Genomic DNA, 14706 nt, shown 5'->3' on the forward strand with positions numbered 1-14706 from the left:
TAGGTTGTCGATGGTTACTTGAGCGGCCGGGACCTAGGCCAGCAGGCGGTCGTGGATGGCGGCGCGCAGGGCCGCGTCGAGGCCCAGGGCCTCGCCCAGGTAGCCGTCCAGCGAGCCGTGCGCCTCGCGCATCACCCGGAACGCCTCGGCGAGATATTCGGCCTCCACCCGCATGGCCGTCATCAGCGCCTCGTCCGAGGCGATGCGGCCGGTGGCTTCCCGGACCACCTCGCGGATCATCGGCAGCCGCTTCTCCATCCGCGCCGGGTCATTGGTCAGCAGGTAGTCGGCCTGGATGTCGTCGTCGTGGACGCCGGCCACGTGGTGGGTCAGCGCGCAGATGATGCCGGTGCGGTCCTTGCCCGCCGCGCAGTGGACCAGGATCGGGCCTTCCGTGCCGGCCAGGGCGCGGAAGTAGCGTGCGTACAGGTCGATGTGGCGCTGCTGGAACGGGGCGTGGCGGTAATAGTCCATCATGTAGGCGTGGAACGAGGCCGGCGTCAGGTCCGAGCTCTGGATGAAGGTCGACCACTCGTCGGCGGTGTCCTGGCCGATGTCGTTCTGGATCACCTCGGCGGAGAAGCCGTTCCAGCGCCGCGACGGCTCCTTTTCGCGCTCGTTGGCGCGCCGCAGGTCGACGATCACCGAAAGGCCCAGGCCCGCCAGCTTCTCGAGGTCGGCGTCCGTGGCCTTGGACTGCCCCGCCGAGCGGTAGAGCAGGCCCCGCTTCAGCCGCTTCTGCCCGGCCGCATAGTCTCCGAAGTCGCGGAAGTTCTCGATGGCGTCGAAGGGGAGATGTCGGGTCATTCCGCGTGTTCTAGCCACCTTCCGCGAAGAATTCGAGGCGGCCGCGGCGTCAACCGCCCAACATGCGGGCGTGGATCCGCTCGCGCAGCGCCGCGTCCACGCCGAGCACCTCTTCCAGGTAGCGGTCGACCGAGCCGCACCGGCCGCGGATCTCGTCGAAGGCGGCGTCCAGGAACTCGGGATAGACCTGCACCCAGGCCCGGAGCGCCTCGTCCGACGGCCGCCGTCCGACCAGCCGCTCCACGAACCCACCCGCCTGCGCCATCTTCCGCTCCAGCCGGCTCTCGTCGTTGGTCATCAGATAGTCGGCGATCATGTCGTCGTGGTGGACCCCTGCGATCTGATGCAGGAACGCGCAGGCCAGGCCGGTGCGGTCCTTGCCGGCCGCGCAGTGGACCACGACGGCGCCGTCCGCCTCGCCCACGGAACGCAGGAACCGCCCGAACAGGTCGACCAGCCGGGGCTCGAAGACGTTCGCGCGATAGTGCCGGAGGGTGTCGGCGACGAGCGACTCGGCCGTCAGCGGCGAACCCTCAAGCTCGCGCACCCAGTCCTGGCCCGACAGGATGTCGTTCTCCACGACCAGGCCATCGAACCCCGCCCACCGCCGCGACGGCTCCCGCTCCCGCTCGTTCGGCTGGCGCAGGTCGACGATCGCCGCCAGGCCCAGGGCCTGGAGCTTGGCCAGGTCCGCGTCCGTCGCATGCGCGTGATGCCCCGAACGGTACAGCCGCCCGGAAACCAGCCCCCGCCCACAGGCGGTCGCATAGCCGCCGAAGTCGCGGAAGTTCTCGATGGCGTCGAAGTCGATGTGCCGAGTCATCGCGCCACGATCTCGCGAGTCGCGGCCTACCGGAACGGCGGCTCGTCGAAGCTGCGCAGCTTGCGCGAGTGCAGGCGGTTGCCTTCCTGCTTGAGCAGGTCGATGGCCGCCAGGCCGATCTGCAGGTGCTGGCCGATGGCCCGGTCGTAGAAGGCGTTGGCCTGGCCGGGCAGCTTGATCTCGCCGTGCAGCGGCTTGTCCGACACGCAGAGCAGCGTCCCGTACGGGACCCGGAACCGATAGCCCTGGGCGGCGATGGTGGCGCTTTCCATGTCGATGGCGACGGCCCGGCTCTGGTTGAACCTGAGCGCGCTGGAGGAATACTTCAGCTCCCAGTTCCGGTCGTCGGTGGAGACCACCGTGCCGGTGCGCAGGCGCCGTTTCAGGATGTCGCCCGTCTCGCCGGTCACCTGCTCGGCGGCGGCGTTGAGCGCGAGCTGGATTTCCGCCAGCGGCGGGATCGGGATCTCGGGCGGCAGCACCTTGTCCAGGACGTGGTCGTCGCGCAGGTACGCGTGGGCCAGGACATAGTCGCCGATCTTCTGGCTGCCGCGCAGGCCGCCGCAGTGGCCGATCATCAGCCAGGCTTGGGGCCTGAGCACCGCAAGATGGTCACAGACCGTCTTAGCGTTGGACGGACCGACGCCGATGTTGACCAGGGTGATGCCCGCCCGGCCCGGCGCGATCAGGTGATAGGCCGGCATCTGGTGCTTGCGCCAGGTCCCGGCGGCCACGGCCGCCTCCGGATTGGGGGTGTCGGGCGTGACGTAGACATGGCCCGCCGCAGACAGCGCCGTGTAGGGTCCGCCCGCCTGGAGCTGGCGGCAGCCCCAGGCCACGAACTCGTCCACGTAGCGATGGTAGTTGGTGAACAGGATGAACTGCTGGGTGTGCTCGGCGGGCGCCCCCGTGTAGTGCGCCAGGCGCGCGAGGGAGAAGTCGGTGCGCAGGCCGTCGAACAGCGCCAGCGGCCGCGGCGCGTCGCCCTTGGCCATCCAGGACCCGTCGGCGATCTCGTCGCCGATGTCGGCAAGCTCCGTGGTCGGGAAGTGTCGGGCGATCTCCACCGAGCTGATGTCGGCCATGGCCATGTCGGCCGGGTCCAGCACGTAGGGGAACGGGATCTCCTGGCTGGAGCGGCCCACCTCCAGCGTGATGTCGAAGTCCTCCTGCAGCAGGCTGAGCTGCTCGATCAGATAGTCGCGGTAGAGCTCGGGCCGGGTCACCGTGATCGCATAGCGCCCCGCCGACGGCAGGCGGGCGAAGGCGCGGCTGGTGCGCGGATACGGCTGTCCCGGCGGCCAGGTCAGCCGCAGCTCCGGATAGACATAGGCGCCGTTCCGCCGGACGGCGGGTTCGGGCGGCGGTCCGCCGGACAGGAAGGATTTTAGGGCGGTGCGGAGAGCCTCGACGCTTTGGCGATATTCGCTCTCGAGCCGATCGACGATGCCGGCTGCTTCTTGTTTCTTCATCCGCCGCCTTATAGCGCCGGTCCGTGACGCTTGCGAATCCGGCGTGCTGGACGGACGGCTTCATCCCGGCGACAAAGGCCCCCGAATATCCTCGGGGTCTGCATGAATCGTCTCTTCACCGCCTTCGTCGTGGGCGCCATGGTGCTCGGCGTCCTCGTCGGCTACGTCATCAACCAGTCGATGTCGGCCGAGGGCGCGAAAGAGATCGCCTCCAACCTCTCGATCGTCACCGACCTCTTCCTGCGCCTGATCAAGATGATCATCGCGCCCCTGGTCTTCACCACCCTGGTGGCCGGGATCGCGCACATGGGCGACGCCTCGGAAGTGGGCCGGGTCGGCGTGAAGACCATCGGCTGGTTCATCCTGGCCTCGATCACGTCGCTCACCATCGGCCTCCTGATGGTCCACCTGATCCAGCCGGGCTCGGGCCTGTCGCTGGTGGCGCCGCCGATCGACGCCGCCGCGGGGATCGAGACGACCAAGTTCACGCTCCGCGAGTTCGTCACCCATCTGGTGCCCTCGTCGATCGTCGACGCCATGGCCAGGAACGAGATCCTGCAGATCGTGGTGTTCTCGGTTCTGGTGGGCACGGCCGTCTCGGCCATCGACGACAAGGCGCCGGCGGTGCTGAACCTGGTCGAGCAGGGCGCCACCATCATGCTGAAGGTGACCGGCTACGTGATGAAGACCGCCCCGCTGGCGATCTTCGCGGCGCTCTGCGCCAGCGTCGCCACCCAGGGTCTCGACGTGCTGGCCACCTACGCCAAGTTCGTCGGCGGCTTCTACCTGTCGCTGGGCATCCTCTGGGCCCTGCTGATCGGGGTGGCCGTCCTGATCGTCGGCCCCCGCGCGATCAAGCTGATCGGCCGGCTGCGCAGCCCGGTCCTGCTGGCCTTCTCCACCGCCTCGTCCGAGGCGGCCTATCCCCGGACCCTGGAAGAGCTCCAGAAGTGGGGCGTGTCGCGCAAGGTGGCCAGCTTCGTGCTGCCCCTGGGCTACTCGTTCAACCTCGACGGTTCGATGATGTACTGCACCTTCGCGACGCTGTTCATCGCGCAGGTCTATGGGATCGAACTCAGCATCGCCCAGCAGATCACCATGCTGGCGCTCCTGATGATCACGTCCAAGGGCATGGCCGGGGTGCCTCGCGCCTCGCTGGTGGTGATCGCCGCCACCCTCACCTACTTCGACCTGCCCGAGGCCGGCCTGCTGCTGATCCTGGCCGTCGACCACCTGCTCGACATGGGCCGTTCGGCCACCAACGTGGTCGGCAATTCGGTGGCCGCCGCCGTGGTCGCCAAGTGGGAGAACCAGATCGAAGAACCGCCGGCCGAGGCGGAAGCGGCCAAGGCCTGAGGCCGGGGCATGGACGCGGGCTATCGAGCCTGCGTCCTAACGTCCGCTAACCCTATCGCTTAACCCGGCGTTCGCCTCGTATGGGGGATGGTGTGGTCCAACCCAGGACCCACGCAGAACGCCCGTGCCGCAATCGCCGAAAAGCCATGCCGAACTCGCCGCCCGCGTGGCCGAGCTCGAAGCCGAGCGGGCCATGGTCCTGCGGCTGGCGCAGACGGATTCCCTGACCGGCCTGGTGAACCGCGGCGCCTTCTCGTCCGGCCTCTGCGAGCGGATGGATGCCGCGCGCGAGACCGGCGCCAAGGTCGCCCTCTTCGTCATCGACCTGGACCGCTTCAAGCACCTGAACGACAGTCTGGGCCACCACGCCGGCGACCTGCTGCTGGCCGAGCTGGGCCGGCGCCTGCGCGACGACGCCGCCCCCGGCGAGCTGATCGCCCGCCTGGGCGGCGACGAATTCGCCCTGGTGTCCGACGATCCCGATCCCGCCGCCCGCGCCGAACGCCTGGTCTCGGCGCTGGGCCAGCAGCACTTCATCTACGGCCGCGCCGTTTCGCCCGGCGGTTCGGTGGGCGTGGCGGTGTTCCCCGACGACGCCCAGGACGCCGCCGACCTGCAGCACTTCGCCGACATGGCGCTCTACCGGGCCAAGTCCGGCGGCGGCCGTCGCTGGTCGCGCTTCGACGCCCGGCTCCGCGAGGAGAGCGAGCGGCGCCGGACCCTGGAAGACGAGCTGCGCCGCGCCATCCCCGCCGGCGAGATCGAGCCCTGGTTTCAGCCGATCATCGACTCCATGACCGGCCGCATGGTCGGCGTGGAAGTGCTCGCCCGCTGGAACCATCCCGAGAAGGGCCTCCTCGCCCCCGCCGCCTTCGTGCCGATGGCCGAAGAGCTGGGGCTGATCCGCGTGATCGACGAGGCGGTGTTCGAGGCCGCCTGCGCCCGCACCGCGCCCTGGGTCGCCGAGGGCCTGATCGAATCCGTAGCCTGCAACGTCTCGCCCCGCGACCTGCTGGACCCCGCCTTCTCCCGCAAGCTGATCGGACGGCTGGCGAAGACCGCCCTGCCCGCCACCGCCCTGACCGTCGAGATCACCGAGACCTTCCTGCTCCAGGACCTGGCGCTCTCCCGCCGCCACATCGAGCGGCTGGCCGCCAAGGGCGTGAACGTCGCCCTCGACGACTTCGGCACCGGCTACTCCAACCTGCGCGCGCTGATGCACCTGCCGATCCAGACGGTGAAGCTGGACCGCTCGCTGATCGACGACGTGGGGCGCGACAGCCGCGTCTCGAAGCTGGTGGCCTCGCTGCTGCACGCGGCCCGTTCGCTAGGCGTGCGCATCGTCGCCGAGGGCGTCGAGACCGAGGGCCAGGCGCTGTTCCTGCGTTCGGCCGGCTGCGAGCGCATGCAGGGCTATTTCTTCGCCCGCCCGATGCCGGCGGACGCGATGGAGGCGATCCTTCGCGAGCAGAACGTCCCGGCTCCGCGCCTCGCCGCCGTCGGCTGATCTTCCATACGCGTATAACTGTCCCCATATGGCGGAAGGGTCCTTTCAGGGCCCTCCGAACGTCAACATGGGAACCATGCGCAACCACCTTCGCACCTTCACCCTGCTCGCCGTCCTGACCGCGCTCTTCGTGGGCGCCGGCTACATGGTCGGCGGCCCCACCGGCATGCTGATCGCCCTGCTGTTCGCCGGCGCGATGAACCTGGTCAGCTACTGGAACGCCGACAGGATCGTGCTCTCCATGTACCGGGCGGTCGAGGTCGACGCCTCGCACCCCGAGCCGCTGATCCGGAATTACGTCGCCGACGTGCTGGAGCTGGCCGGGCGGGCGAACATCCCCGCGCCCAGGGTCTATGTCATCGACCAGGACCAGCCGAACGCCTTCGCCACCGGCCGCGACCCCCAGCACGCCGCCGTCGCGGCCACTCGCGGCCTGCTCTCCATGCTGGACCGCCGCGAGATCCGCGGCGTCATGGCCCATGAGCTGGCGCACGTGAAGAACCGTGACACGCTCACCATGACCATCACCGCCACCATCGCCGGCGCGATCGGGGCGCTCGCCAACTTCGCCTTCTTCTTCGGCGGCCGCGACGAGGCGGGCCGTCCCACCGGCCTGATCGGCGCCATCGTCATCGCCGTCATCGGCCCGATCGCCGCGGGCCTGGTGCAGATGGCCATCAGCCGCGGCCGAGAGTACGAGGCCGATCGCGCGGGCGCCGAGATCTCGGGCGACCCGCAGGCCCTGGCCTCGGCCCTGCAGAAGATCGAGGCCTACGCCAAGGGCGGCTACTTCAATCCCGACGCCGAGCGCAATCCGGCCACCGCCCACATGTTCATCATCAATCCCCTGGCGGGCGGCAAGGGGGACAGCCTGTTCTCCACCCACCCGGCCACGCACAACCGCGTGGAGGCCCTGCTGGGCATGACCGGCCAGGTCCGCGGCCCCGCGCGCGGCACGGCGGTCCCGATCACCCGGGCGCGCCGGACGGGGCCCTGGTCCTAGAGGCTTGCCTCCAGCGTCAGGCCCACCAGCCGCGGCTCGCCCAGCAGGGCCTGACGACGACCGCCGTTCAGGTACTGGTAGTCGAAGTGGTGGGTGTTGAAGATGTTGGCGGCCGTGAGGTAGGCGCCGTAGCGGTCGTTCCGCCAGCCGGCCTTGGCGTTCACCAGCGTGCGCGCCTTCAGCTCTCGGCGGCTCTGGTCCAGGACCGCCTGGTAAGCGGCCGACCGGTGGCTGGCGTTGAGGTTCACGAACCAGCCCGCCTCGCTCTTCCACGTGCCGCCGGCCGCGAAGGTCACGCGCGGCGCGTTCGCGAACTCGTTCCCGGACAGGTCCGCGACGGTCGCGCCGGTCACCATGAACTCCTTGAAGCGGGTGTTGGCGTAGCCCAGCGAGGCATAGGCGCTGATCTCCGCCGTCGCCTGGAAGCGGCTCTCGACCTCAAAGCCGTAGATCCGCGACGACCCGGCGTTCCGGGTTTCGTAGTCGTAGACGTTGCTGCTGAGCTGGACGTTCACCTGCTGGTCCTTCCAATCGACGTAGAAGGCGTTGGCGTTCAGCGACAGGCGGCGGTCCAGCCATAGCGAGCGCAACGCCAGCTCATAGTTCCAGGTGTATTCCGGGTCGTAGGCGTAGAGCCCCCCGCGGCCGGGGTTCACGCCCGAGCCGCCCGAGCGATAGCCTCGCTGCACGGTGGCGCTCAGCGAGGCGTCGTCGGTCACCTCGAAGGTGACGCCGACCTTCGGCAGGAACGCCTTGTAGGTGGTCTTGGCCGGAGGCGACGACGAGTTGGCCGCCAGGAGTTGGGCGTTGATCAGCGCGTTGACGGCCGCCACCGTGGGGCCGAGCGCGCCGAAGTCGGCGGGGTTCGGCAGGGGCGTGGCGAGGACGACCGTGTTCTCGTTGGCCCGGACCTGATGCTCGTAGTCGTAGCGGAAGCCGCCGTGCAGCTTGATGCGCGGCGCGACCTGCCAGGTGGCGTCCCCGAAGATCGCCGCGGTCTCGACGGTCTGTGGATAGAACTGGCTCGTGTCGATGGTCAGCGCCGCCGGATAGAAGCCGCTGATCGCCGCCGGCAGGCCCAGGTCGTCCACCGGGCTCAACTTGAAGACGCTGTGCGAACGGTCGTGCTTGTTGTCCAGGTGCGAATAATAGCCACCGACCAGGCCCTTGAACGGGCCTCGCTCGAAGTTCAGCCGCAGCTCCTCGCTGAAGGTCTTCTGGTCCTGGGTGAAGTCGCCGTAGGCGCTGTCGATGGGCAGGTTGTCGCCGTCGTAGACGGTGCTGGCGCGGATTTGGCTGTAGGTCGTGACCGCCGCCAGGGTCAGGTGCGGCGACAGCCTGTAGCCGACGTCCAGCGTGCCGATGTCGCTGCGGACCTTGTCGACGGTGGCGCGGTCGCCAAGGACCGTACGGTTCTTCCAACTGTCGGGCGTGTCGGTGAACGAATAGGTCGAGCCGTTGCTGTGCTCGTCGTGCAGGTAGGCGGCGACCACGCGCAGCCCGGGAAGGTCGGTGGGGGTGAACAGGAGCTTCGCCCGCACGGCGTCGGAATCACGGAACCCGGCGCGGTCGTCGTTCCGGTTCGGATTCTCGATCAGGCCATCGGCCCGCGACCGCTCGGCGGCCAGGCGAAACGCCAGCTGGTCGGCAACGATCGGGCCGCCGATGGCCGCGGCGAACCGGCGCTGCTCGTCCTGGTCGGTGAGGATCGCCCGGGCCTTGCCGGTCCATTCGTAGGTGGGGTCGGCGGTCTTGAGGACGATCGCCCCGGCCAGCGCGTTGCGGCCCTGCAGCGTCGACTGCGGCCCGCGCAGGATCTCCACCTGCGCCAGGTCCCAGAGGTCCAGCGGGCCGCCGTTGACCGCCGCCCGCGGCAGCGGCGAGCCGTCCAGGTAGACCGTCGCCAGGTCGCCCGTGCCGACGCCCGTGACGTTGCTGTTGGCGATGCCGCGGATCGTGAAGCCCTGCTTCCCGAAGATCGAGTTGAGGTTCGCGGTGCGGTTGATGAGGTCGTAGACGTCGACCAGGTTCTGCTCGGCGATCTCCTTGCCGGTCACCACCGCGACGCTGGTGGGGGTGTCCTGGATCGAGCGGTCCGTCTTCTCCCCGGTGACCACCAGCTCGTCCAGTTGCGCGGCCGGCGCCTCCGTCTCCGCCCCGAGGGCGCCCGAGGCTGCGGAGGCTAACAGCAGCGCAAACAAGGCGGGACGGCGGACAGGCATCGGACAAGCTCCCCTGAGGTGGTGGCGCGGTCGCTAGTTGTGTTGCAATTGCGAGTCAATCTCATTATCAATCTGCATGACTTGGGGAGAGCGTGGGCTTCTATGCGTGCGAATCTGACGGAGACGGCGTCGTGAGCGGGGCGACCGTGGCCCTGGTCCTGGCCGGCGGCGCGGCGGCCGGCGTGGCCCTGCGCCACGCCTGGCGCGCGGGCGGCGCACGGCGGCCTTGGCTGATCATCACCGGCTGGGGCGTGGCCGCGGCGGCGGTGGCCGTCGCCGTGGCGTCGGCGGGCGCCGCGCCGGGAACGTTCCTGGCCCTGGCCCTGATCCCGGTGGCCGTGCTCGCCCTCGTCACCGCCGGCGTGAAGGTCCGCGACGCCAGGACCAGGGCGCCGCGCGAGCTGGCGTTGGAGCCGTCCGACCGGGCGTCCAAGGCCTGGCGCGGCTGGCTGCGCGGCCTGCTGGCCGGGCCCATCGGCGGCGTCGCGGCCATGGGCGTGGGCCTGGCCTTCGTGGTCTGGGTTCCGGGCGCGCCTCAGACCCGCATGGTGCTGGGCGGCATGCTCGTGCCCGTCCTGTGGGCGGCCGGCATGGCCTGGACCCTCGCCGACGACAGGATCCTCCGCGCCACCGCCGTCCTCGTGGGCGTGGCCCTGGTCACCTTCGCAGCCTCCGCCCTGAAGGGGTTCGCCGTATGAGCCGCACCGCCACGCGTTCCGGCCGGCCGATCTGGCCCAAGGTCCCCGCCAGCTTCGTCCGCGCGGTCCTGGCCGGACACTCCGCCCTGGGCCTGGCCTTCGCGGCGCTGATCTTCCTCGTCTGCTTCTCCGGGACCGCGGCGGTCTTCATCCAGGAGTTCCAGCGCTGGGAACGGCCGCAGGACCCGGTCGTGGTCGCCCCCACCGCCAGCGTCCTGCAGACCGCGTTCGAGACGGGCCTGCGGCTGACCCCCGACACCAACCGCGTGGTGATCAACCTGCCGGGCGAGGGCCTGCCCCGCTTCGTCCTGACCACCTGGACAGGCGAGGATTACAAGATGTGGGCGCTGGACGCCCAGGGCCGCGCGGGCGAACGCCTCGACAAGCCATGGACCGACTTCGTTCAGGACCTGCACATCTACCTCCACCTGCCGCGCAGTTGGGGGATCTTCGTCGTCGGCCTAACGGGGGTGGCGCTGCTGTCCTCGCTGGTCTCCGGCATCCTGGCGCATCCCCGCGTGTTCCGCGACGCCTTCCACCTGCGCTGGGGCGGCTCCAAGCGCCTGCAGGAAGCCGATCTGCACAACCGCATCGGCATCTGGGCCCTGCCCTTCCATGTGACCCTGTCGCTGACCGGCGCCCTGCTGGGCCTCTCGACGGTGATCGTGGGCGTGCTGGCGATGGTGGTCTTCAAGGGCGACACCGAGAAGGCCTACGCCCTCTTCGCCACCCCCGAGCCGGCGCACGACCAGCGGGCCGCGCCGCCCCCGGACCTCACGGCCATGCTGGCGACGCTCAAGCGGATCGCGCCGGACGCGGCGGTCACCTACGCCGTCGTCGAGGACCCCCGCCAGGCCCAGCAGCACATCAGCTTCGGGACCCGGACGCCGGGCCGGCTGGCGCGGGAGATCTACAGCTTCGACCGCACCGGCGCGCTGCTCGGCGGCTCCGGCTACGGCGCCCGCAATGTCGGCGAGAGCCTCTACAGCGCCATCGGCCCGGCGCACTTCGGCTGGTTCGGCGGCTGGCCGACCAAGATCGCCTATGGCCTGTTGGGCATAGGCCTCACCGCCGTGACCTCCAGCGGGGTCGCCATCTGGCTGGCCCGCCGCCGCGCCAAGGGCCGCCCGGCCCCGCGCTGGGAGCGCGTCTGGATCGCCACGGTCTGGAGCCAACCCTTCGCCTATGGTGCGGCTATGCTCGGCGTCGTCGCCGCCGGCCTCCCGCCCGTGGCGGTCTGGGGTGGTGCGACCCTGGCGGCGCTGGGCGCGGCGGCGGTCCTCGCCCCCGTGCGGATTTCGCGCGGCCTGCGATCGGCCGGCGCCGCGGCCCTCGCGGCCACCGCCGGCGCGCACGTGGTCGCCTGGAGCGGGCGCGACATCGACCCCGCCGCATGGGGCGTGGACGTCGCCCTGGCCGCCCTGGCCCTGACCCTGATGGCGCCGGAAGCCACCGGCATGCTCCGCAGGCGGGCCCCGGCCGACGCCGAGCGGCCGGCGATCGCGGCCGAGTGACTACTTCAGCGACGCCAGCGGGCGGGCCTTCGCCGGGCCGGCGATCAGGGTCCTGGCCTCGGCGATGGCGGCTGCCGGGGCCGTCTTGCCCTCGGCGATCTCGTCGGCCAGGCCCATCAGCTTCGGCCCGACGATCGAGCCGTTCTGGGCCTCTTCGGTGACCGTCACGCCGCGGTCCTTGTCGATGGCCCGGTCCCAGGCGGTCCGCACCTCGGCCCAGTAGCCCTTGGTGGCGTTCCAGTAGTCGTCGGCCGCCTTCACCTGGAACTTATCCGACTTCGAATAGGTGTTCAGCACCACCTCGTGGACATAGGTGACCGGCTTGCCGTCCTTCAGGCCCAGCTTGGCGTTGTCCTGCTCATGCACCCAGCCGTCGGGCGTCAGCGCGTGGCGGTTCACGCCGGCGTACCAGGCGTAGACCGGCTTGCGCACCGCGTCGCGCCGGGCCAGCGGGCGCAGCGTCCTGTCGCTCTGCCAGCTCGCCACGCCGCCCTCGTAGACCCACTTGCCGACCCCGCCGTACCGCGGGCTGTCGTCGGTCTGCCAGACGGTCTGGGACCAGGCCCCCCTGCGCGCCTCGGCGGGCACGTCCTTCAGCACCCAGCGGTTCGCGGTCTCGTAGGTCAGCACCTTGGCCGGCTGGTAGGTCCAGTCCTGCCGCCAGTGCTTGACGATCATCGGCTTGCCGTCGTCGTCCACCACCAGCAGGTGCTGCAGGCTGATGAAGTCGCCGCGGTCCTCGACCACGCGGACGGCCTCGTAGCCGCCGCTGTGCTTCTCCTCCAGCGGCTTGTAGTCGGCCACGAACGGCACGGTCTCGCGCATGTCGAAATGCACCCGGTAGTCGCCCGCCATGGCCAGGATCGAGGCCCGGTCCTTCTCCGGCGCCTTCTCGGCGGCGAGCGCCAGGGCGGGCGCGACGCTGAGGGTGAGTGCGATTGCGAGGCAGTTGCGGCGAGTGGTCATGGCGCTGTCCGTCATCGTTAGAAGTCGTAGGTGAGCGAAAGCGAGACGTTGCGTCCCGGTTGCGTATAGGCGTCCCGGCTGACGGCGGTGGCCGAAAGCCCCCGCACGTCGTTCCAGTAAGCGTACGTCTCATCCGTCAGGTTGAACACACCCCCGCGCGCGGTCAGCCCGTCGGCCACGCGCCAGAAGGCGGTGAGGTCCAGCACCGTCGAGGCGCCCGACCGGTGGCAGGCGGGCGTGCAGGCCTGGGCGACCCGGTCGGCGTCCTTCCTCTCGTAATGGACCACGGTGAGCTCGCCGCCCCAGCGGCCCTGGGCCTCGCGATAGCTGACCCCGGCGCTGAGCTTCACGGGATCGACGCTGTCCAGCGGCGCCTTGGCCGGCGTGTAGCTGTTCCCCTTGGCGTACGACGCCGAGGCGAAGCCCGCGAAGCCGTTGTCCAGCTTCACCCGCGCCCGGGCCTCGATCCCGCGGATCTTCACCTTCGACAGGTTCACGAACTGGAAGACGCCGGGGTCGGTGGGCGTGAAGGTCCCGGCCACCTGGACCTGCTCAATGAAGTTCTCGTACTCGCCGGCAAACGCCACGACCTCGGCGCTCCAGACCGGCGTCACCCACCGCGCCCCGCCCTCGAAGGCTTCGCTGGTCTCGGCCTTCAGGTCGGGGTTGGAGATCGAGCGGTAGTTCTGGATCGGGTTGGCGAAGGCGTTGTTCACCTGGGAAGGCGACGGCGCCTTGAACCCCTGGGCGTAGTTGAGGAACAGCCGCGCCTGTTCCGCCGGCTTGAACACCACGCCCAGTTTCGGCGACACGCGGCTGTCGTCCGACGAGGTGGGGACGAACGCTCCCAACAAGCCGTCGGCCTTCGGCGACAGCTTGTAATGGTCGAACCGCAGGGCCGGGAACAGCGTCAGCCGGCCATCCAGCAGCGCGATCTCGTCCTGCACGAACGCGCCCACCAGGGTGTAGTCGGTGGTCGGGAACGCCCGCATCGGGAACGCCTCGCCGGCCGGCGGAACCGTGCCGTCCCGCACCCCCGTCTGGCGGGTGCGCGAGGCGTCGAAGCCGTAGATCAGCCTGTGCTCCACGCCCGCCAGGCCGAACCCGCTCTCCAGCTGGGCGGACACGCCGTAGACGCGGTTGTCGAAGGTGTTGCGCCGCGTCCGGTCGGCGGCGGTGTTGCGGTCCTCGGCGGTGTACTGGACCGTCCGGCTCCTCTGCCAGTAGGCCGACCACAGGATGCGGTCGACGGGCCCGCCGTCGAAGCTCAGCCTCTGGTCCAGCATCACCCGGTCGCGCTCGATGTCGTCAGCGGCGCGGAGGCCGATCACGCTGGTCGCCGCCAACGGTGGCTTGGCGATACCCGACAGGACATTGGCCTTGATGTCGCGGTCGTAGTGCTCGGCGGTCAGCCGCACCCGGTTGGCGTCGGAGACGTCGAACACCAGCTTGCCCAGCACCGAGCGGGTCAGGATGTCTTGCGGATTGGCCGTCGTCCGGTCGGAGTTGGCCGCATCGTTGGCCCCCTGCGTCTCGGTCTCGTGGCCCTGGCGGTAGGTGTAGGCGACCATCCCGGAAAGCCGCCCCTGCCGGCCCGCCGCCACCGCCGTCGTCCCCACGCTGTCGTCGGCCGAGCCGTGGAAGCCGCGCACCCGCCCGCCATAGGCCTTGCCGTCGCGCAGGAAGTCCACCGGGTCCTTGGTGGTGAAGCTGACCGCGCCCGCCACACCGTCCGAGCCGTACAGGGCCGAGGCCGGGCCGCGCAGGATCTCCACCGACTTCATCAGGTCCAGATCCTGGTAGTCGCCGCGGCCCACCGACTGGGCGCCGAAGGTGAAGCCGTCGGGGACGCGCACCCCGTCCACCTGGATCAGCACGCGATTTCCCTCCAGGCCGCGGATGTTGAACCCGGCGTTCCCGTCGCGCCCCGTCGTGCCGAGAGCCGCACCGAACCGAGTCGGGCTGGACCGAACCGAAACGCCCGGCTCGAACTTGACCACGTCCTCGATGTCGGCGGCCAGGCGGTCCTCCAGCTCCTCGGCGGTGATCACGCTGACCGTGGCCGGGACTTCGCTGGCCGCCTTCTCGGTGCGCGACCCCAGCACCGTCACCGGATCGACGGTGGCGAGCGCCGCGTCGTCCTCCGCCAGGGCGGGACCGGCCGCGGCGAGGGTCAGGACGGAAGCGACGCCGAACAGGGCCAGACGCATGGGGGACGATCTCCAAAGGCAAAGCTGGATCGTCCATATTGCGAATGCTTCTTAGAATCAATTGCAGTCAGGCGCATTCTGTCGCACCCGCAACCTTTGCCGCAATCCCGCCTTGTTCGGCCCCAATG

The 14706-nt window shown here is 69.9% G+C and carries 11 protein-coding genes; 5 read left to right on the forward strand and 6 right to left on the reverse strand.

Going from position 1 to position 14706, the window contains the following annotated elements:
* Positions 1-33: 33 nt before the first annotated feature.
* The 3 genes from EPO51_RS26255 to EPO51_RS26265 are packed head-to-tail and all read right to left on the reverse strand — an operon-like array spanning position 34 to position 3102.
* Positions 34-807, reverse strand: a complete 774-nt coding sequence (locus tag EPO51_RS26255; RefSeq protein ID WP_293356913.1) for a tyrosine-protein phosphatase — start codon at positions 805-807, stop codon at positions 34-36.
* A 49-nt stretch (positions 808-856) separates the two neighbouring features.
* Positions 857-1630 carry a tyrosine-protein phosphatase gene (locus EPO51_RS26260; protein ID WP_293356915.1) on the reverse strand — a complete coding sequence of 258 codons (774 nt, stop codon included), beginning with the start codon at positions 1628-1630 and terminating at the stop codon, positions 857-859.
* A gap of 26 nt (positions 1631-1656) precedes the next feature.
* The gene (locus tag EPO51_RS26265; RefSeq protein WP_293356917.1) at positions 1657-3102 is read right to left on the reverse strand and encodes an AMP nucleosidase; all 1446 of its coding nucleotides are present in this window, start codon (positions 3100-3102) and stop codon (positions 1657-1659) included.
* A gap of 102 nt (positions 3103-3204) precedes the next feature.
* Between EPO51_RS26265 and EPO51_RS26270 the strand changes: the two genes are divergently transcribed.
* The 3 genes from EPO51_RS26270 to htpX all read left to right on the forward strand — a co-directional run bounded on the left by EPO51_RS26270 (position 3205) and on the right by htpX (position 6968).
* On the forward strand, positions 3205-4458 hold the full coding sequence (locus tag EPO51_RS26270; protein WP_293356919.1) for a dicarboxylate/amino acid:cation symporter: 1254 nt from the start codon (positions 3205-3207) through the stop codon (positions 4456-4458).
* A 124-nt stretch (positions 4459-4582) separates the two neighbouring features.
* Positions 4583-5965 carry a putative bifunctional diguanylate cyclase/phosphodiesterase gene (locus EPO51_RS26275; RefSeq protein ID WP_293356921.1) on the forward strand — a complete coding sequence of 461 codons (1383 nt, stop codon included), beginning with the start codon at positions 4583-4585 and terminating at the stop codon, positions 5963-5965.
* Positions 5966-6041: 76 nt separating this feature from the next.
* Positions 6042-6968, forward strand: a complete 927-nt coding sequence (htpX, locus tag EPO51_RS26280; RefSeq protein WP_293356923.1) for a zinc metalloprotease HtpX — start codon at positions 6042-6044, stop codon at positions 6966-6968.
* On the opposite strand, the gene EPO51_RS26285 is transcribed toward htpX, so the two are convergent.
* Complete coding sequence (locus EPO51_RS26285; protein WP_293356925.1) at positions 6965-9190, reverse strand: TonB-dependent receptor; 2226 nt, start codon at positions 9188-9190, stop codon at positions 6965-6967. The two genes, htpX and EPO51_RS26285, sit on opposite strands and share 4 nt — an antisense overlap.
* 131 nt (positions 9191-9321) lie before the next feature.
* Here EPO51_RS26285 and EPO51_RS26290 point away from each other — a divergent pair, with 131 nt between their 5' ends.
* Positions 9322-9888, forward strand: coding sequence for a hypothetical protein (locus EPO51_RS26290; protein ID WP_293356927.1), 567 nt, complete (start codon positions 9322-9324; stop codon positions 9886-9888).
* Positions 9885-11402: a PepSY-associated TM helix domain-containing protein gene (locus EPO51_RS26295; protein WP_293356929.1), complete on the forward strand. Its 1518-nt coding sequence runs from the start codon at positions 9885-9887 to the stop codon at positions 11400-11402. The genes EPO51_RS26290 and EPO51_RS26295 overlap by 4 nt, the downstream gene beginning before the upstream one ends.
* On the opposite strand, the gene EPO51_RS26300 is transcribed toward EPO51_RS26295, so the two are convergent.
* Complete coding sequence (locus tag EPO51_RS26300) at positions 11403-12368, reverse strand: DUF6607 family protein (protein WP_293356931.1); 966 nt, start codon at positions 12366-12368, stop codon at positions 11403-11405.
* 17 nt (positions 12369-12385) lie between these two features.
* A complete protein-coding gene (locus tag EPO51_RS26305) occupies positions 12386-14578 on the reverse strand; it encodes a TonB-dependent hemoglobin/transferrin/lactoferrin family receptor (RefSeq protein WP_293356932.1) in 2193 nt (730 codons plus the stop codon).
* Positions 14579-14706 lie beyond the last annotated feature (128 nt).

This window comes from Phenylobacterium sp. (assembly GCF_004297125.1).
In the GTDB taxonomy this organism is placed as follows: Bacteria; Pseudomonadota; Alphaproteobacteria; order Caulobacterales; family Caulobacteraceae; genus Phenylobacterium.

Excerpts from the sequence above, each read along its gene's own strand:
- EPO51_RS26255 (WP_293356913.1), bottom strand. The coding sequence starts at position 807 with ATGACCCGACATCTCCCCTTCGACGCCATCGAGAACTTCCGCGACTTC.
- EPO51_RS26260 (WP_293356915.1), bottom strand. The coding sequence starts at position 1,630 with ATGACTCGGCACATCGACTTCGACGCCATCGAGAACTTCCGCGACTTC.
- EPO51_RS26265 (WP_293356917.1), bottom strand. The coding sequence starts at position 3,102 with ATGAAGAAACAAGAAGCAGCCGGCATCGTCGATCGGCTCGAGAGCGAA.
- EPO51_RS26270 (WP_293356919.1), top strand. The coding sequence starts at position 3,205 with ATGAATCGTCTCTTCACCGCCTTCGTCGTGGGCGCCATGGTGCTCGGC.
- htpX (WP_293356923.1), top strand. The coding sequence starts at position 6,042 with ATGCGCAACCACCTTCGCACCTTCACCCTGCTCGCCGTCCTGACCGCG.
- EPO51_RS26285 (WP_293356925.1), bottom strand. The coding sequence starts at position 9,190 with ATGCCTGTCCGCCGTCCCGCCTTGTTTGCGCTGCTGTTAGCCTCCGCA.
- EPO51_RS26295 (WP_293356929.1), top strand. The coding sequence starts at position 9,885 with ATGAGCCGCACCGCCACGCGTTCCGGCCGGCCGATCTGGCCCAAGGTC.
- EPO51_RS26300 (WP_293356931.1), bottom strand. The coding sequence starts at position 12,368 with ATGACCACTCGCCGCAACTGCCTCGCAATCGCACTCACCCTCAGCGTC.
- EPO51_RS26305 (WP_293356932.1), bottom strand. The coding sequence starts at position 14,578 with ATGCGTCTGGCCCTGTTCGGCGTCGCTTCCGTCCTGACCCTCGCCGCG.